Origin of the sequence: Paenibacillus abyssi, from assembly GCF_014640295.1 — a bacterium.
In the GTDB taxonomy this organism is placed as follows: domain Bacteria; phylum Bacillota; class Bacilli; order Paenibacillales; family Paenibacillaceae; genus Paenibacillus_D; species Paenibacillus_D abyssi.
Map to the genome: position 1 here is coordinate 55,330 of NZ_BMGR01000011.1, position 17,825 is coordinate 73,154.

15 protein-coding genes are annotated in these 17,825 nt (G+C 48.3%); all 15 read left to right on the forward strand.

Features of this window, described 5'->3' with window-relative positions; all coding sequences use genetic code 11:
* Positions 1-70: 70 nt before the first annotated feature.
* Positions 71-961 carry an FAD binding domain-containing protein gene (locus IEW11_RS16610; RefSeq protein WP_188532196.1) on the forward strand — a complete coding sequence of 297 codons (891 nt, stop codon included), beginning with the start codon at positions 71-73 and terminating at the stop codon, positions 959-961.
* A complete protein-coding gene (locus IEW11_RS16615; protein ID WP_308422749.1) occupies positions 961-1,509 on the forward strand; it encodes a (2Fe-2S)-binding protein in 549 nt (182 codons plus the stop codon). Before IEW11_RS16610 ends, IEW11_RS16615 begins: the two co-directional genes overlap by 1 nt.
* Positions 1,510-1,549: 40 nt before the next feature.
* Complete coding sequence (locus IEW11_RS16620; RefSeq protein ID WP_188532197.1) at positions 1,550-3,925, forward strand: xanthine dehydrogenase family protein molybdopterin-binding subunit; 2,376 nt, start codon at positions 1,550-1,552, stop codon at positions 3,923-3,925.
* 114 nt (positions 3,926-4,039) lie between these two features.
* A complete protein-coding gene (locus IEW11_RS16625; RefSeq protein WP_188532198.1) occupies positions 4,040-4,495 on the forward strand; it encodes an SRPBCC family protein in 456 nt (151 codons plus the stop codon).
* 108 nt (positions 4,496-4,603) lie between these two features.
* Positions 4,604-5,716: an acyl-CoA dehydrogenase family protein gene (locus IEW11_RS16630; protein ID WP_188532199.1), complete on the forward strand. Its 1,113-nt coding sequence runs from the start codon at positions 4,604-4,606 to the stop codon at positions 5,714-5,716.
* A gap of 89 nt (positions 5,717-5,805) precedes the next feature.
* Complete coding sequence (locus IEW11_RS16635; protein ID WP_188532200.1) at positions 5,806-6,849, forward strand: XdhC family protein; 1,044 nt, start codon at positions 5,806-5,808, stop codon at positions 6,847-6,849.
* Between the two features lie 37 nt (positions 6,850-6,886).
* Positions 6,887-7,894, forward strand: coding sequence for a GTP 3',8-cyclase MoaA (gene moaA / locus IEW11_RS16640; RefSeq protein ID WP_188532323.1), 1,008 nt, complete (start codon positions 6,887-6,889; stop codon positions 7,892-7,894).
* A 3-nt stretch (positions 7,895-7,897) separates the two neighbouring features.
* Complete coding sequence (locus IEW11_RS16650; protein ID WP_229725358.1) at positions 7,898-9,424, forward strand: ThiF family adenylyltransferase; 1,527 nt, start codon at positions 7,898-7,900, stop codon at positions 9,422-9,424.
* A gap of 73 nt (positions 9,425-9,497) precedes the next feature.
* Positions 9,498-9,749 carry a molybdopterin converting factor subunit 1 gene (gene moaD / locus IEW11_RS16655; protein WP_188532201.1) on the forward strand — a complete coding sequence of 84 codons (252 nt, stop codon included), beginning with the start codon at positions 9,498-9,500 and terminating at the stop codon, positions 9,747-9,749.
* A 60-nt stretch (positions 9,750-9,809) separates the two neighbouring features.
* A complete protein-coding gene (locus IEW11_RS16660) occupies positions 9,810-11,087 on the forward strand; it encodes a molybdopterin molybdotransferase MoeA (protein ID WP_188532202.1) in 1,278 nt (425 codons plus the stop codon).
* Positions 11,084-11,725 (forward strand): nucleotidyltransferase family protein, encoded by a 642-nt coding sequence (locus tag IEW11_RS16665; protein WP_188532203.1) that lies wholly within the window; start codon positions 11,084-11,086, stop codon positions 11,723-11,725. Before IEW11_RS16660 ends, IEW11_RS16665 begins: the two co-directional genes overlap by 4 nt.
* A gap of 391 nt (positions 11,726-12,116) precedes the next feature.
* Positions 12,117-14,111 (forward strand): methyl-accepting chemotaxis protein, encoded by a 1,995-nt coding sequence (locus IEW11_RS16670; protein WP_188532204.1) that lies wholly within the window; start codon positions 12,117-12,119, stop codon positions 14,109-14,111.
* A gap of 232 nt (positions 14,112-14,343) precedes the next feature.
* Positions 14,344-15,894: a sensor domain-containing diguanylate cyclase gene (locus tag IEW11_RS16675; protein ID WP_229725360.1), complete on the forward strand. Its 1,551-nt coding sequence runs from the start codon at positions 14,344-14,346 to the stop codon at positions 15,892-15,894.
* Positions 15,895-16,018: 124 nt separating this feature from the next.
* A complete protein-coding gene (locus tag IEW11_RS16680) occupies positions 16,019-16,522 on the forward strand; it encodes a hypothetical protein (RefSeq protein ID WP_188532205.1) in 504 nt (167 codons plus the stop codon).
* A 1,003-nt stretch (positions 16,523-17,525) separates the two neighbouring features.
* Positions 17,526-17,798, forward strand: a complete 273-nt coding sequence (locus IEW11_RS24940; protein WP_229725364.1) for a hypothetical protein — start codon at positions 17,526-17,528, stop codon at positions 17,796-17,798.
* Positions 17,799-17,825 lie beyond the last annotated feature (27 nt).

Below are 17,825 nucleotides of genomic sequence, written 5' to 3' on the forward strand. Positions count from 1 at the left end.
GCCTGGCAAGCCCAAGCAAAGCTTGAACAGCAAACGTAAGTAAATACATCGAAAAAGAGGTGGAAAGTATATGTATCCGGCAACGATAACGGATTATATGGCTCCAACAACCTTAGATGAATGCATACAGTTGTTAGAACAGCATGGAAGCCAAGCGAAGCTAATCGCCGGCGGCCAAAGTTTCGTTCCTTTGTTAAAGCTTAGAATGACGGATACCTCGATTGTCATCGATATTAACCGGATTATTGAGTTACAGGAATTCGGTGAGAAAAACATATCGCAAAAGCGTATCCTGCGGCTTGGCGCACTAACTAAACATAAGACATTGGCGACGCATCCGTTAGTCGTATCGAAATATCCGATTCTCTCGGATGCAGCCAAATTTATAGGTGATGTACAGGTACGGAACAGGGGCACAATCGGCGGCAGCCTCGTCCATGCCGATCCGGCTGCAGACCTGCCGGTTCCCATTCTGGTGCTGGACAGCACATTGCGGATTGTATCCAGGGAAGGGGAACGCACCGTTTCAGCGGATGATTTTTTCCTCGGGATCATGATGACGGTTGTGGAACAAAATGAAATCCTTGTGAACATCGATATTCCTGCGCCATTGCCGGGAACAGGTGCCGCTTATTACAAATGCTGTGCCGTCTATGGGGACTTCGCCATTATAAGCGTCGGAGCGAGCGTAACGATGACGGATGACAGCTGCGACTCCTCGCGTATTTATGTGGGCGGGGTATATCCGAGTCCGCAAAGGGCGGTTCAGACGGAAGCGTTCCTGCAAGGAAAAGCAATCACCGATGACATCCTGCAGCAGGCAGCCGATATTTTGGCGGATGAGATTCCGGTGGAAACTGATATGCGGGCAACTGCCGAGTACCGCAGAATACTGCTGAAAGAGCATGGTTTCAAAGTGTTATCCAAAGCGATTAAAAGAGCGAAGGAGGACAACATCTAATGCAACCCATACAAGAAGCTCAGCAAACCGTCGGTAATGGCATGAAGACAATTCAAGTCCGCGTCAATGGTAAAATCGCAAAAAAAGAAGTGCCGATCAGAATGCTGCTCGTGGACTTTATCAGAGAAGAGCTGGCTTTGACCGGTACGCATGTGGGCTGCTCCGTGGAAGGTAGATGCGGGGCTTGTACGATTGTGTTAAACGGAGATGCCGTCAAGTCCTGCCTGATGTTAGCCGTTCAAGCGGATGGAGCCGATATCATGACTGTGGAAGGCCTTGGAACGACCGATAAGCTCCACCCGATTCAGCAGGGTTTCTGGGAAAAGCACGGCTTGCAATGCGGTTTTTGCACGCCGGGAATGATGATGTCCGTTTATAACCTGTTAAAAACGACCCGGCATCCTTCGATTGATGAGATCAGAGACGCGTTGGTCGGCAATTTGTGCCGATGCACCGGTTATGAGCATATCATTCAAGCGGTTCAGTATGCGGCGGATCAGGTGGCTGCGATGTCAAAAGAGGAACGCGACGAAATATTTTCTTACTAGGATCAGCAATTAATAGTTATCCAAGGAGAGGATTGATTGTATGACTAGTGTAACGGAATCGAAATGGGTTGGCAGATCGATACGCCGGCGCGAAGACCCTCGTTTGTTAGTCGGAGCGGGTAAATATATCGCCGATTATTCTATACCGGGCATGGCTTACCTTCATGTGGTGCGAAGCACTCACGGGCATGCAAGAATACTGAATATCGATATCAGCAAGGCGGAAGACTACCCCGGCGTAGTAGCCGTCATTACCGGGCAAGAGGTTGCGGATGCAATGAAACCGATGCTCGTATCCTCGATTATCCCGAATCTGGGCGGAGAGCTGCAGATTCCGACGGTATACCCTTTGGCAATCGATAAGGTGCAGTGGGTAGGGGATCCGATCGTCGCGATCATTGCCGAGAGCAAGTATATTGCAGAGGATGCGGCGCAGCTTGTCGAGATCGAGTATGAAAAGCTGCCGGTTCTGACCGATCCGGAGGAGGCGATGAAGCCGGATGCTCCGAAGATCTACGACAACTGGAAAGATAATATGTTGTGGAAAGGCCAACTCGCCAGCGGTGATGTGGATAAGGCGTTTAAAGAAGCCGATTATGTACTCTCCGAAAGGTTCTATGGGCACCGTACCGGAGCGGCTCCGATGGAGACGCGCGGAGCTGTCGCGTCATATGATGAATTTACCGGGCTGACGATTCATGTGAATACGCAGCGGCCGCATATTTTGCGGATGGCGATCTCGCAAATTATGAGCATGCCGTACGACAAGGTGCGGGTCATCGCGCCTAAGGATGTCGGCGGGGCCTTCGGCACAAAAGCGCCGATCTACAGGGAAGAACTGCTCATCAGTTATATCGCAATGAAATTAAGACGCCCGGTCAAATGGGTGGAGAACCGGATGGAAAGCCTGATGACGATCGGTCAGGAGCGCGACCAGATCCACTACCTTGAGCTTGCCGTAACGAAGGAAGGCAAAATAATAGGCCTTAGAGACCGTCTGATCGCCGATTCCGGCGATGGAAGAATCGGCGTATACCTCGGCTTCGTTATGCCATGGTTAGGCGCGGCATATCTGTCCAATGCATACGATATTCCCAATGTTCAGATCGACGTTTCCTGCGTAGTGACGAACAAGCCGTCATTGACACCGAGCAGGGCGTTCGGAGAATTCCCCGGCCGCTTCGCGATGGATTACGCGATGCACTTGGTAGCAAGAGAATTGAAGCTGGATCCCAGAGATGTATTCGAGAAAAATATCATCAAACAATTCCCGCATGTGACCGCAACGGGAATTACACATGACAGCGGCGATTATGAAGGGGCTTTCAGAACCTTGATCGAAGCGCTGGACTATGACCGTGTCAGACAAGAGCAGGCGGAGGCGCGCAAGAACGGCCGCTTGATTGGCGTCGGCTTTGCGATGGGAGCGGAAATGTCCGGCTTAGGCTCGCAAATCTTCGTCCCGATGGAAAATCAGCCGGGTTACGGTGCGGCCACGGTCAAGATTGATACGCATGGCATGATTCAAGTGTTCGAAGGCGACTCCCCTCAAGGACAAGGCCATGAAACGACGCTGTCCCAGGTTGTCGCCGATGAGCTTGGCGTGACGATGGACGATATCTACATTAGCTACGGCGATACGTTCGTTACCCCCTTTGCTTCCGGGACGCTTGGCAACCGGGGCGCGTCGTACACGTTTAGCGCTGCGGTATTAGCCTGCAGGAAATTAAGACCGAAAATTCAGCAAATCGCAGCCCATCTTTTAGGTGTGGAATCGGATGGCAATGACTTTACGTTTGCCAATAAAGAAATCGTGTGGAAGAAAGATCCAAGCAAGAAAATCGCGCTCCGGGATATTGCCGATGCGGCGATACTGGGACCGACAAAGCTTCCGCGCGGCATGGAAGCCGGCTTGGAAGCGACAGCCTATTTCGAGGCGGATATTGCCGGCATGTTAAGCATCGGCGTTCACGGCGCTGTCGTAGAGGTGAATCCGGATACCGGGGATTTTAAAATTCTGCGTTATGTTGTCGTAGATGACTGCGGTGTTCCGATCAACCCGATGATTGTGCGCGGACAGGTACATGGCGGAGTCGTTATGGGCATGGGAAATGCGCGATTTGAAAAATATGCGTTCGATGAAGCGGGGCAGCCATTATCCACCACCTTGATGGAATATCATATGCCTTCAGCGGCTGATGTGCCCGATATCGAAGTGATTGAGTACAACGTGCCGACACCTTATACGCCTCTCGGTTCAAAAGGAAAGGGAGAGGGCATTCCCGGACCGGTGCCGGCCACATTGGCGAGCGCAATAACGGATGCGTTGAATATTCCAGGGTTTAAAATTCTCAATTTACCGATAACACCTGAAAGCATCTGGCGTTCGATAAACGAAGCTAAAGTGCCGACTTGATGAGATGAACAGCGAAGGACGCGGGGGAAACAGCGATAGCAGGCACCCCCGCTCCGATTTAATGACCTGGTATCATCATATAATTCAAAGAGACTTCAAAGGAGTGCGGTAGAGATGAAAGTGAATGGAACCTATGATATTCCGGCAAACGCCATCACGACCTATGAATTGCTTACTGATCCCGATGTTTTGGTCCGGACCATGCCAGGCTTGAAATCATTGAAGTCCATCGGAGATAATCACTATGAAGCTGAGCTTGAAGTGGGCATCTCCGTTGTAAAAGGACGTTATAAAGGCACCGTCAAGCTGGAGGATGAGATCGCAGGCGAACAGTTCAGGCTGGTCATGAACGGACAAGGTCCATTGGGATTTGTGGAGATGAATATGTTCGTACAGCTGGAACAGACTTCGGATCAGCAGACAAAAGTGCATTGCGAAGGGGAAGCGTCGGTCGGCGGCGTTGTTGCTGGAATTGGCCAACGCATGATGTCCGGTGTGGCAAGCATGCTGATGGGACAATTTTTCACCGCGATGAGGAAAGAAGCCAGCAAGGCGAAGAATGCCAGTTAGGAACACAATTTTGCTCTCCCGGTTAATCCCGCGCATGGGATCAAAGCCGGGAGGCATTCGTTTATCAAAAGACCTATTCATAGGCTAACGCGGAAGCGGGGAGAGCGTGTGATACTGCAAAACGATGTAAACAAAAACGTAACTGAACTCATAAACGATATCGTCCATGTGATTCGCTCAGGCCACATCCAACCGAATGAACCGGCGCTATCCGCGATGTGGCCGCTTCTTGCAAAAAACGGTTTTCACCGTATGCTGATTGATTCCCGGTATGGCGGCAAGGGGCTTGAATTAAGGGAATACATTAGCGCTATAAGGCAGCTCGCCTATGGAGACGGAGCGATTGCGCTTGCCGTCCATGTCCATAATTTTGCAGTTTACATTTTAAACGAATTGGGAAATGAACAATTTAGGCAGCGGTTAAACGCTTGGCTGGATCAGGGTAGTATGGTCTCATTAGCCCGGTCAGAGCACGGGCGGGATTACCGGTATGATTTTGCAACCCGGATTGTCCGCGTGGAGAAAGCTTTGTTATTAAGCGGACAAAAAGACTTTTGTACCCTCGCAGGCTTAGCGGATTATTATGTGGTGTTCGCACAAACAACGGATTCAGCTCCCAGTATGGACTCACTGCAGGTATGTGTAGCCGATGCCAAGCACCGCGCAGTGGAAGTGATGAAGACCAACGGATTGGAGGCCATGGCTGCTTCCTCAACATACAGCGTGCGTTTTACCGAGTATGAGTTGTCGCCTGTGGATCTGATCGGTGAACCCGGATCGATGTCCCATCTCATCAACCCGGACCTGCTTACGTTAGGGTTTTGCGCGATTAATCTGGGCATGGCGGAGTATGCGGCAGATCAATTTATTGAACATGAAAGAAAGCTCAATCACAAAACCGCGAGCAACCATGAAGTGGTACGATGGTTGGGGCGGATGGATGTTTATTGCCGGAGTGCGGAGTTACTGCTGAATGAAGCGATTCTCTCCAGACCCCATAACGATGAACAATCGGGCGTGTGCTTGCGGCGCGCCAAAGCAGCTTCTGATCAATTGATTCAGGAGATCACGGAAGGCGCTGTTCAATATTCAGGCATCGAAGGTCTGATGTCCAAGAACAATTTTCTCGCTTTAAGAAATAATGCTTACGCAACGCGGGTTTTGCCGCCGAATATCCAGAGATGCCTGATGGCGCTTGGGATGGAACGAGCAAAAAAGTGACTTTGAAAATATATTCCTATGGCAAGCTGCATTCGGATTGAAATAGATTTTTTATCTTTTGCACTCAATCAAAAGAGGTGAAAATGGCGATGAATGATTTCTATAGAGTTCTGAAGAAGATGAAAGAGAAGGGTAACAGCGGATTCGCCATGGCGACGATTATCAATGTGGATGGTTCCGCTTATCGGCATCCTGGTGCGAAAATGTTGTTTTCAGAGGATGGAAGCGGATATGGAACGATCAGCGCGGGATGTCTGGAGGATGATTTGTCTTATCACGCCCAAGAGGTGATGACAATCAAAGAACCGAATACGTTCGTATACGATCTGAGATCCGAGGATGATTTGACGTGGGGGCAGGGAGCGGGCTGCAACGGAAGCGTGAAGGTGTATGTGGAGCCTTACGAATGGGGGTATCAGCCGGATAAACATGATGAACCGGTCTGGCCCCGGGTGGAGGCTGAATTAGAATCGGGGAACAAGGTTGCAAGTGCGCGAAGTGTGAGTGATAATAATAAGAATAGAGTCCATCTTTTATATACGGAAAAGGGCACCGTTCTTGGTGATGCGGATAAAGACATAAAAGAGAAGCTGCTGCCTGAGCTACAGCGATTTATAAATGGAGAGAAAAAGATCGAGGTTGTAGAGGTGCAGGATTACGCCGATGATTTCTTGTTCGAACTGTACGAGCCAAGGGAACAGTTGTATATCTTCGGAGCGGGGCCTGATGTGGAGCCTTTAGCCCGGCTGGCGTCCGACTTGGATTTCTTCGTTACGATCATAGATCCAAGGAGCAGCCATTGCAATGAGCGTTTATTCCCAACGGCCGATCAATTAATCGTCGAACATCCGGATTCTTATTTGACAAAAAAAAAATTTTCCGATAAAAGTTATGTGCTGATTATGACGCACAGCTTTCAGAGGGATCAGCATATACTGCGCACGCTGGCGCAAACGCCGCTCCGTTATTTGGGCGTATTGGGCCCAAGACGCAGGACGGAACGTTTGATGGCACCTGAACCACTATCCGATCATATCCATTCTCCATTAGGTTTGCAGATCGGAGCGGAGGGTCCGGAAGAGATCAGTATCAGTATCGTGGCTGAGCTTCTGAAAGTGAGGAACAAAAAATAAAGACGGGAGCGTGTTAAAGGTGACAACTACTAACAAAATGACCGATTCGCTGCGGCGTCCACTACGCGACTTACGAATCTCCGTCACCGATCGTTGTAATTTTCGCTGCCGTTATTGTATGCCCGAGGAAGTCTTTGGTCCTGATTATGAATTTCTTCCAAAAGACCAGCTGTTAAGCTTTGAAGAAATCACTCGCATGGCACGGATTTTTGCATCATTAGGCGTTGAAAAACTTCGGATTACTGGCGGCGAACCGCTGCTGCGCAAAGAGCTGCCAAGGTTGATCCACATGTTGACTTCAGTAGAAGGCATTAAAGATATCGCTTTAACGACAAACGGCTCGCTGCTGACCAAATTTGCAAAGGAGCTGAAGGAAGCCGGACTGCATCGTATTAATGTAAGTCTTGACAGCCTGAACGATGATACCTTTCACAAAATGAACGGCGGACGCTGCGATGTCCGGACGGTATTAACTGGAATTGAAGCGGCGGAGAAGGCCGGATTGCAGGTCAAGGTGAATATGGTCGTTCAAAAAGGTTTGAATGATCAGGATATTTTACCTATGGCACATTATTTTCATCCGACCGGTCATACGCTGCGGTTCATCGAGTTTATGGATGTAGGGAACAGCAACGGCTGGAATCTGGATAAGGTCGTTTCTAAGAAGGAAATCATCGACCGGATTCATGCCGAACTGCCCTTGGAGCCCGTCGATTCCGACTACTTGGGAGAGGTAGCTTCCCGTTACCGTTATGTCGGCACTTCCACCGAAGTCGGCGTCATTTCTTCCGTGACCGAATCCTTTTGCTCCACTTGCACCCGTGCCCGCTTGTCGGCGAACGGCCACTTGTATACCTGCTTGTTTGCTGTTAAAGGCACGGATCTGCGTTCGGTCCTTCAATCCGGGGCAGAAGATGCGGAATTGACGAACTTGATTCAGGAGGTATGGAGCAAGCGGAATGACCGCTATTCGGACGAGCGGCTTTTGAATACGAACTTAGCCAATAAAAAGAAGAAGATCGAGATGTCCTATATCGGAGGATAATAAATGGGAAAAAGAGATTCTGCCTGTCAAGTGGAAGATCCGTTTCAGCTCACGAATGATCCGATAAATATGCAGGAGCTTATAGCGAAAGTAGAACGTCCCGGGGCAGGCGCAGTTCTCCTGTTTGCGGGAACCGTCCGCGATTGGACGCATGGCAAGCGAACGGCCGCCCTGTCCTACGAAGGATACGAGCCTATGGCGATTAAAGAGCTTCAGCGGATAGGGGACGGCGTAGCCGCGCAGTGGCCAGGTACCGACATTGCCATTACCCACCGCTTAGGGGCGCTGGATATTGGCGATGTAAGCGTGGCGATCGCACTTTCTTCGCCTCACCGGCCCGAGGCCTATGCCGCTTCACGTTATGCGATCGAAGAATTAAAGCGGACCGTGCCGATCTGGAAAAAAGAAATTTATGAGGATGGCGTGGAATGGGTCGAGGGTTGCCACATCTATGAGACCGCTTGGATGGAGAACGATCCTGCTGCCGGGCACCATCATCACGCACAATGGGACAGCAAGGAACGTTACGCGCGCCAGATCCGCTATCTGCCAATCGGAGAGCAAGGCCAGAACCGGTTGTTCGAATCCCGGGTAGCAATTGTAGGGATCGGAGCATTGGGCGGCGCGATTGCCAATCATCTAGCCCGCGCTGGTGTAGGATTTATGCGTATTATTGACCGTGATGTCGTTGATATTTCCAACCTGCAGCGCCAGACGCTGTACAATGAAAGAGATGCCGCACTCGGGCTGCCGAAGACGGCTGCCGCCAAATCCTATCTCCAGCAGATTAACTCCACGATTGTTATCGAAGCATTGTCTCAGGATGTTAACGCTTATAACGCTGAAGCATTGCTCGGCGATGTCGACCTGATCCTTGACGGCAGCGATAATTTCTCAACGCGTTACTTAATGAATGAAGTAAGCCAGAAAACCGGCATCCCTTGGATTTACGGCGGCATTGTCGGAGATGTGGGGAAGACCTGCACATTTATTCCGGGGCAAGGACCATGCTTTGCCTGTCTTCATCCGAATTCTCCGCAGATTGGCCAACTGCCGACCTGTGATACAGCTGGCATCATCGCGCCGATCGTGCAATTGATTGCCGCCTTCCAAGCGGCTGAAGCGATGAAAATATTAATCCATGATTTTGACAGTGTGAGGAAAAGCATGCTGCATGTCGAGATGTGGACCTATGCTCAGCACGAGCTCAAGCTGCCGGTTAACCTATCCTGCCGGGTATGCGGGGATCGGAGATTTCCTTATCTGGAAGATGATGAAGGAGACTCGGTTACCTTGCTATGTGGGCGCGATACCGTGCAGGTAAGGCCGAAGGAAACGAAGCAGCTGGATCTGGTCCTGTTGGCGAAGGAGCTTTCGCCGCTTGGTAACGTTCGGCTAAGTCCGTATTTTATGCGTTTTGACAAAGATCCGTATCAGCTCTCCGTGTTTCCAGACGGGCGCGTTCTCGTTCATGGCACATCGGAAGAATCGGTAGCTCGAGGATTGTACGCTCAATATCTTGGCGGCTGAAATACGCCATATATTGGTATATATCGGCATCTTGGTAGATATACTAGCGTTGAAACTCTGTAGAGAGGGAGCGATGACTTTGCAAGTGAATGTATTGTTTTTTGCTTCTATGGCGGATCGCACCGGCACAAGCCGCTGGGCATCCACTTTGCCTTCGTCAGCAACGATAGAAGACGTAAAACAAATGGTGATCGAGACGTTTCCGCACAGCGCGGAGCTGCTGTCGATCTGTCATGTTGCTGTCAATCAAGAATACGTGAAGGGCAACCCTGTTTTGCAACCTCTTGATGAAATCGCTTTCTTTCCGCCGGTAAGCGGTGGATAATCAATGATTAAATAGTATATATGAATCTAGCTCCTAACAACCCATACAGGCGGTGATGGCATGTTAGAAATCCCCAATTCCGCTCCGATTCCGCTAGAGGAAGCGCAGCGCCTTGTCCTGTCTGCCGTGCAGCCTCTAACTGTTACTCGGATCCCGATATCCGAAGCGCATGGATATTGTCTTGCGGAAAAATTGACAGCGGTCCATGACGTTCCCCAGTACGATCGCTCCAGCGTGGATGGTTATGCGCTGCAGGTGAAGGATGTACGAATGGCAAACCGGTCGAATCCGGTTAAGCTGCACTGCTTGGAAGAGATTCCAGCCGGTGTAATTCCAACGAAGACGATTCTACCTGGAACGGCCAGCCGGATCATGACGGGTGCGCCGATCCCGAAGGGAGCCACTGCGGTCGTAAAGGTAGAGGAATCCAAAATCGCTGAAGACGGAACGGGCGATATCTGGATCTACCAATCAGTGTCTTCTGGGGAAGCGATAACCCGCAAGGGAGAGGACATGGCCAAAGGAACGATGCTGCTTCCGGAAGGAACGTTACTAGGGCCTGTTGAAGTGGGCCTGCTCGCATTATTTGGCGTTTCCTCTGTCTTGGTGCATGTAAAGCCGAAAGTCAGCATTCTATCCACGGGAAGCGAATTAGTCGCTGCGGATCAACCTCTGTCTCCAGGTAAACACCGCGATAGCAACGGTGTCATGCTTGCCGGACAAATCCGCGAGGCAGGCGGTAATCCAACGTATCTTAGAATCGTAAAGGACGATCCGGACTTATTGGCGGAGCAAATGCTGAAAGCCCTGCAGAAAGCAGATGTTCTGGTGACGAGCGGCGGCGTATCGATGGGCGATTACGACTACCTCGGATTGGCATTTGAAAAGATCGGGGCAAAGGTCATCTTCTGGAAAACATTAGTCCGGCCTGGAATGCCAGTCCTATTCGGCATGTGGCATCATAAACCGATTTTTGCCCTGGCAGGCAATCCGGCTTCTTCCTATGTCAACGCCCGGCTCTATCTGCTGCCCGCCATTCGGCGTATTTGCGGCTGGAGGGACCCGCTGTCTAAACATGTAATGGCACGATGTGACGAAAGAATCGAAGCAAAGCAAATGCCGCATACCCGTTTTTTACGCGGTTTTGTGTACACCTCCCAGACGGGTGAATTACGAGTGAAGATCGCAGCTAAGCAATCATCCAATGTATTGTCCAGCTTTCTGGAGAGCAACTGCCTTGTTAAAATACCTGGTGGACAGGGATTTGAAGCAGATGAGCCTGTTGAAGTTGAATTGTTAGGCACGCTTGGCGAGCGGGTAGGAATGGGTACCGTATGAACGCAATCGGCGCAGTTATATTAGCAGCCGGCATGTCCACGCGCATGGGTCAACCGAAACAGCTCCTTCCTCTAGCCGGCAAACCGCTGTTTCGTTATGCGGTGAATACCGCAGTCACAGCCGGATTATCTCCGATTGTGTTGGTTGCAGGAAAGCATGCCGCTGAGCTAAGAAATCATACGGTTGATCTGCCTGAGCTTGAAGTGATAGAAAACAGAGATTACGCTTCCGGTATGGCCTCTTCCCTTCGATTAGGCATGAAGGCGATCACAGGACGTGTCGATGCCGCTATCATCTGTTTAGCTGACCAGCCGTTTGTTCCGGAGCTGGTAATACGAAAAATGATGGAGCATTATAACGCGTGTCAGAAGGAAGGAATCCGTATTATCCGGCCTGCATATGACGGCGTACCTGGACATCCTGTCTTAATTGATAAAGAGCTGTTTCATGAATTTGAAGCTATTCAGGGGGATGAGGGCGGGAAAGCAATTATTAAACGCCATTACGCTCGGCTGAAGTTGGTTTCATTCGAAAAGAGCGAGTGGGGGAAGGATATCGATTCTCCCGAAGATTTGGAAGAGATGAAAAAGAGCTTCGATTACTCGATATCATCTGACACAACAACAAACTTGGAATAATATAAAATGGTATACCAAATAATAACAGTATGCAGGGTTATAAGTTAATATATGGGTTATATGAAAGGTCGTGTATATCACGCCCTTTTATTTTTTTGCAATTGATCTTCAATTCAGACGATTTGAGATGTTAGCTAAAATATCATTGCAAAACCTTCCAGTTGCTAATAGAATAGATTTATGTCGAAATTTCATAAATAATGACGACAAAATTGACATGGAAGAGGGTTATCGTTTGGTAAAGGGAAGGTTTCAGCTTAAAACAATTGTCTGGAAAATCACATTGCCTTTTGGAGTCCTGCTCGCAGCAGCAATTTTGACGAACTTGATTTTGTCAGAAAGGATTTTGTCGTCATCATCATTGTATACAATGAACCAACTAGAAGAGCAAATGGAAGAGAAAGAGGGTATTGTCAGCAATATCACGCAGGATAAAGTGGACAGTACCATTGAGGCCAGCATCCTTCTTGCGGAGCAGCTCTCTTACCATCCCCAGGTCATACAGGCTTTCAAGGAAAATAAACCGGAACTCATTCATGAAGCGCTTGAGAAGTCCGTTCAGACGGCAAATGAAAAAGCAAACATTGACTTGATCTGGTTCACCCGCATTGAAGATCGAACGAGCGACGGGTTCACGCCCATTTTTGCTTGTCCTTCGAACCCGGCCTTCGACGGTTTTGATCAACTGAATTACACCTCTACGAATCAAGCCATGGATTCTGGAGAAACGGTGGCTTCTTGGGAAGTGAATGCGGAAGATGGGAAACTGCAGGTAACGACACCGATCTTCGATGAAGAAAAAGTGGTTGGCGCGATCGTCGTGGGCCAGCAGACCTATCAAGGCTTTGTGAAAAATATCGCGGAGGCCTCCAATACATCCGCTACCTTATTCCTCACGCCCGACCAACAACAAATCTATGTCATGACGGATTCCTTAACCGATGAGATTGGTAATCGTTTCTTTGAAGATTCGCATGAGAAGCTGGGTCCTGAGGCTGCCAAATTATCTGAGTTAGCCGATAATAATGCCTTATATGCCGATATGCTGCCGTTCATCCAGCAATCCGTTACTTCTGCTGAAGCCTTTACGGAAACCATTATGATTGAAGGCGAGCCTTATGTTATGCAATTTAATCCGTTTATCACGTACGACGGAAAAACGGTAGGTACATATGTGACCCGGTTTCCGGACGTAGCGCTTGCGAAACAAGAGATTGCAGATCAAGCCCGTGAGCGTGAGATTTTATTGTATTCGATCGCATTAGGACTGATCGTGTTATGTATTATCCTTACATACTTGATTGCAAAGAGAATCGCAAAGCCGATTACACAGATGACGAGCCGTCTTGAGATGGTAGCCGGCGGCGATCTGCGCGGGAGCGATATTGTGACGGGCTCGCAGGATGAAGTGGGTCGCCTGGGCTTGGCTATCAATGCCATGGTTGGCAAGTGGCGCGATATTATTACCAGGACCAATGAGACTGCAGCTCAAGTAACGGCGTCTTCCGCACAGTTAGCGACGGGGGCCGAAGAAACCAAACAGGCGACAACTCAGATCTCTTCTGACATGCAGGAGGTTGCATCCGGAGCGGAGAGACAAGTACAAGGCAGCGAAGAGAGCACCAAAGCAATGGGTGAGATCGCGGCGGGCATCGGACGGATCGCGGAGTCTTCCTCCGTCGTCTCACAATCCTCAATCGATGCGACCGCGATGGCAGAGCAAGGGCAGCAATCCGTAAATGAAGTCGTATCCCAAATGCAGCTCATTCATCGGTCAGTCGGAGAGTCTGCCGGCATGATCGCCCAATTGGGTGAACGGTCGAGGGAGATTGACCAGATCGTTTCGGTCATTACGGACTTATCGGAACAAACGAATCTGCTGGCGCTCAATGCGGCCATCGAGGCTGCCCGTGCGGGTGAGCACGGAAGAGGGTTCGCGGTGGTGGCTGGAGAAGTCAAAAAACTGGCGGAGCAATCCCGAAGCTCGGCCGGACAGATAACGGCATTGATCCAAGAAATCCAAAGAGACACAAACATCGCTGTAGAGAGCATGAATAATCGGACAACGGAAGTAGAGCAAGGATTGGCGCTCGCTGAGCATTCCGGTGAAACATTCATTAAAATTCTGGCATCGATTGAAAAAGTGGCCGAGCAGATTCAGGAGGTTTCGGCTGCTGCCCAGCAGGTCTCGGCGAGCTCCGAGCAGGTTGCCGCATCCGTTGAAGAACAGTCTGTAATCGCAAAAAGCGCTTCTTTCAGTTCCCAGAATGCAGCATCAGCTTCCGAGCAGCAGCTGGCATCTATGGAAGAAATTGCGGTATCCGCGAAAAGGTTGAGTGTACTGGCAAATGATTTGCAAGCCATGATAAATACGTTCAAATTGTAAAGATATGAGGGTTTAATATTCAATAACAGGTTTCTTTAAACCTCTGCACGCAATGATTTTTATGCTGCAGGGGTTTAATATTTTTATCGTTCATTTTAGTTAAATTTCTCATTTACAATCCTTGGAAATTATCGTAATATGTAAAGCACATTAGGGATTTTGGACGACTCAGTAAGCCCGCAATTCCGATGAAATGTAAGATGCGGGATTAGATCTACAGGAGAGATTAGACATGATGGTTGGGCGCAAAGGGTTTTCACTTCGATTAATGTTAAGTATGTTAGTTACCGTATCCGTACTGATAACAGCTCTTGCCGCAGGTTATACCGCGGTGCAAGCAAATATAACATCACTTTCTGCAATCTATCTGGAGAATAATTATCAATATGCAAGGAAGCTTTCTTTAAATGCAAATGATTTATTAAAAGGCATGCAGCAAAATATCGAGTCGATTGCCGCCATGACAGGCAGCCATTCTCTTACTCAACAGCAGTTAGATATTTGGTATCATGCCAATCGGCAAAATTTTAATTCCATTTTCATTGCTGATGCAAGTCTCAGTATCCAAGCAATCAGTCCCGATGACGCAGGAATGGCAGCGGGAACCCGGTTAACCTCGGAGATTGCGGTCCGTGCTGCCGAGCTGAAGCGTTCATTTATTTCAGAGCCCTATATTTCCGAAACGGGAAGAGTAATATTGCTAATCTCATCTCCTATTTTTAATGAGACAGGAGATTATGCCGGATTTGCCGGCGGTACGATTTATCTGGAGGAAGATAATGGATTAAGCAGGCTGCTCGGCGAGCATTTTTACGGGGACGGGTCCTATGTCTTTGTAGTGGACAAGAATGGACATCTTATTTCGCATCCTAACAAAGCTCGGCTCAATGAAGCTGCAGCAGATAATCCAATGATCCGAAAGGTAATATCCGGCGAGAATGGATCGTTGAAATTGATTAACTCATTAGGGATCGAATATTTTGCCGGTTATGCGTATGAACCTAACAGCGGTTGGGGAATTGTGTCACAGACACCTACCTCGGTTCTAAGTGAACCGATCAAAAACCTGATTATAAGGGCGGTTATACAAGCCTTTCCGTTGTTAATTGTCATTGTATTATTAGCCTGGTTCGTTTCTTACCGGATTTCCAAGCCCCTTCACCAGCTTGCCAAATTTTCCGAAGAAGCGCTCCTGCAAAGAAAAGCAGTACCCTCCAAGACGCCAAAGATCGATTCACGGATCTATGAAGTAAAGCAGCTTCAACAGGGCGTGAATAATCACTTTAAGCTTATCCGTGAAGAAATACAAATGGATGGTTTAACTGCGCTCGCAAATCGGAAAACATTTGACATCGCGATACAAGATTGGCTGGATAATAAAGTGCCTTGTTCACTTATCCTCTTGGATATCGATCATTTTAAACGTATTAACGATACATTCGGACATCTGATCGGCGATGAGGTATTGAAGTATGTGGCTGCGACTATGCGAACTTCCTCTAGAGATAAGGATTTATGCTTCCGTTATGGGGGAGAAGAGTTCGGTATTTTATTGAACAACTGCGATCTCCAAGCAGCCCTGCTTATTGCAGAGCGATTAAGAGAAAAGCTGGAGAACTCAATAAGCCCTACGGGTGATCAGATCACAATCTCCATAGGGATTTCTACCACTGACAATATGGTCATTGAACCAAAGGAATTGATTGCAATGGCGGATACCGCTCTTTACCAATCCAAAGCAGAGGGAAGAAATAAGACGACGGTATTTTCTGCAGTAAAATAAGCGGTGCAAGCAGCTGATTTAGTGTTAGATAGGTTCTTTTCTTGGCATGAATGAACAAAGGCACGCATATAATGATTAGCGTCTTTGAAAATTTGGTGTAAAGAAGGAGATTGTTGTCAAACACATGGAAAACAGAGAAATCTATGCTTATGCGACTTTGAACGTCACCGTGTCTTACCTTGTGCCTGCCCTTGGTAAATTGCAGGCCATTGAGTATGCTTATTATCAGCTTAATGAAGGCAGTATCCAGCTTGATCAGGTGAATCTGATCGATGAATCAGGGGTCAGACAGCCCTTTATGGTGGATCAGGTAGAATCCATTGATTGGACGGACGCAGCCTTTTCGGAGAATAGCAACCTTTTTAAGGTACAGGGTTCGATCCAATTGCTGCTGCGCACGAAGATTGATTCGCAGCGCGATAAGTTGGCCTTACCGCGAACCACTTATCGTCTTCCCCGGTCCATCATTAAAGATAAAACGATCTGGGTCATTCCGACAAAGCGGATGCCGGCCTTTGTTCATGTTATGAACCAGACACTTGAATGGAAAATAGCCAAAAAAGCAGAAAAAGCAGAAAAAGCAGAGAAAGCAGAGAAAGCAGTAAAAGTGCTCGTTCAAGTGGGCTGAATGGATAGATGATGGTTTTAAATCGGATATCACAAGCATCGGGAGGTTTCAAAGTCAGAGCGACTTTGAGGCCTTCTTTTCAATTCATAAAATGTAACAATTTTTGATAACGGACATGTCGGCCTCTTAGAGGAACAAAGTCCATTCCCCACAATTGATTCGACGCACGGACTACACAGTTATTTAGCGAGTTTACGCGGATACTCCATTAAAGATAATCTTGTATGATTGTCCCTATGAACCTTTAGAATCTTTTATACACAGACCTCGCTATGAATATGCATAGATGGGGAGGGAGTCCAATCAAAAGAAATCGAATTCCATACAATATAGTGTAGTATCATTCTCCATGGAAAGGCGGTGAACGAAAATGGGTGTAGTTGCTGGGTCTTGCGCAGGATGTGGTTTGGCAACGAGTATAGGTATTATCTTGGTCCTCTACATTCTGCTTGTAATCATTCTGCGGTCTTGTTACTAATATCTCGAACGAAAAAGACCCGCCTCATGAAGTGCAGGTCATATACTGCTTCTACAATTGCCAGTGTTGTTCATCATAATTCAGTACAAACACCGCATATCTACATCTAGCACACTTGCCGCCAGCGTAAGCCATGTGTCGACTAACCTTCCTACGAGAAGCTTCCGCGTTCGTGCGGAGGTTTCTTACATATACAGGAAAACCGAGATGTAATTTTGCATGATAGGGATTAGTCCAGACATATAGTAAAAACGGTTCAACACCCGAATTTCTGAGTCCAGGTTATTTATCCAGAAATTTGCATAAAGTTGCATTTTATTTCTCAAACGTTATCACGAATAGACGAAACTCGCCTGCTGCGATTTTTTTCCTGAATTCAAAAGGCGAAAAATTTACCATACACATCTAGTGGAACGATCCCTAGATAATGTAACTATATTTCGATTGACTATGGTATACTCTAAACCGAAGAAGAGCAGGGAATGCCCAAAGTCAATCGTTGTATAGACAAAACACTCGAGCAGCATGTCCCGGCTTTTAGCCGCGCAAGAACTTCAACCGCATAAAGTCCGGTGCTACCTACAGCCCCGCGACCCAGACTTCGGTGCAAAACGGATCGAACTGCTTCAAGTGTACCAACAAGTCGAATACATTCTGGAGAACGAGGAGTTGAAGCCACTCTGCGATGTCTACTTGTCTTATAATGAGAAGCCTGGCATCCAAGCAATTGAGAATACGGCCGAGGATGTAACACCCGTCCCCGGCAAGCATAAAACAATTGAACGCGACCCGGAATAATGAAGAGTTTTCCTTCCAGATCCTCAT

Excerpts from the sequence above, each read along its gene's own strand:
- moaA (WP_188532323.1), top strand. The coding sequence starts at position 6,887 with ATGACCGATTCGCTGCGGCGTCCACTACGCGACTTACGAATCTCCGTC.
- IEW11_RS16650 (WP_229725358.1), top strand. The coding sequence starts at position 7,898 with ATGGGAAAAAGAGATTCTGCCTGTCAAGTGGAAGATCCGTTTCAGCTC.
- IEW11_RS16665 (WP_188532203.1), top strand. The coding sequence starts at position 11,084 with ATGAACGCAATCGGCGCAGTTATATTAGCAGCCGGCATGTCCACGCGC.
- IEW11_RS16615 (WP_308422749.1), top strand. The coding sequence starts at position 961 with ATGCAACCCATACAAGAAGCTCAGCAAACCGTCGGTAATGGCATGAAG.
- IEW11_RS16675 (WP_229725360.1), top strand. The coding sequence starts at position 14,344 with ATGATGGTTGGGCGCAAAGGGTTTTCACTTCGATTAATGTTAAGTATG.
- moaD (WP_188532201.1), top strand. The coding sequence starts at position 9,498 with ATGACTTTGCAAGTGAATGTATTGTTTTTTGCTTCTATGGCGGATCGC.
- IEW11_RS24940 (WP_229725364.1), top strand. The coding sequence starts at position 17,526 with ATGTCCCGGCTTTTAGCCGCGCAAGAACTTCAACCGCATAAAGTCCGG.
- IEW11_RS16610 (WP_188532196.1), top strand. The coding sequence starts at position 71 with ATGTATCCGGCAACGATAACGGATTATATGGCTCCAACAACCTTAGAT.
- IEW11_RS16660 (WP_188532202.1), top strand. The coding sequence starts at position 9,810 with ATGTTAGAAATCCCCAATTCCGCTCCGATTCCGCTAGAGGAAGCGCAG.
- IEW11_RS16625 (WP_188532198.1), top strand. The coding sequence starts at position 4,040 with ATGAAAGTGAATGGAACCTATGATATTCCGGCAAACGCCATCACGACC.
- IEW11_RS16680 (WP_188532205.1), top strand. The coding sequence starts at position 16,019 with ATGGAAAACAGAGAAATCTATGCTTATGCGACTTTGAACGTCACCGTG.
- IEW11_RS16670 (WP_188532204.1), top strand. The coding sequence starts at position 12,117 with ATGGAAGAGAAAGAGGGTATTGTCAGCAATATCACGCAGGATAAAGTG.
- IEW11_RS16620 (WP_188532197.1), top strand. The coding sequence starts at position 1,550 with ATGACTAGTGTAACGGAATCGAAATGGGTTGGCAGATCGATACGCCGG.
- IEW11_RS16635 (WP_188532200.1), top strand. The coding sequence starts at position 5,806 with ATGAATGATTTCTATAGAGTTCTGAAGAAGATGAAAGAGAAGGGTAAC.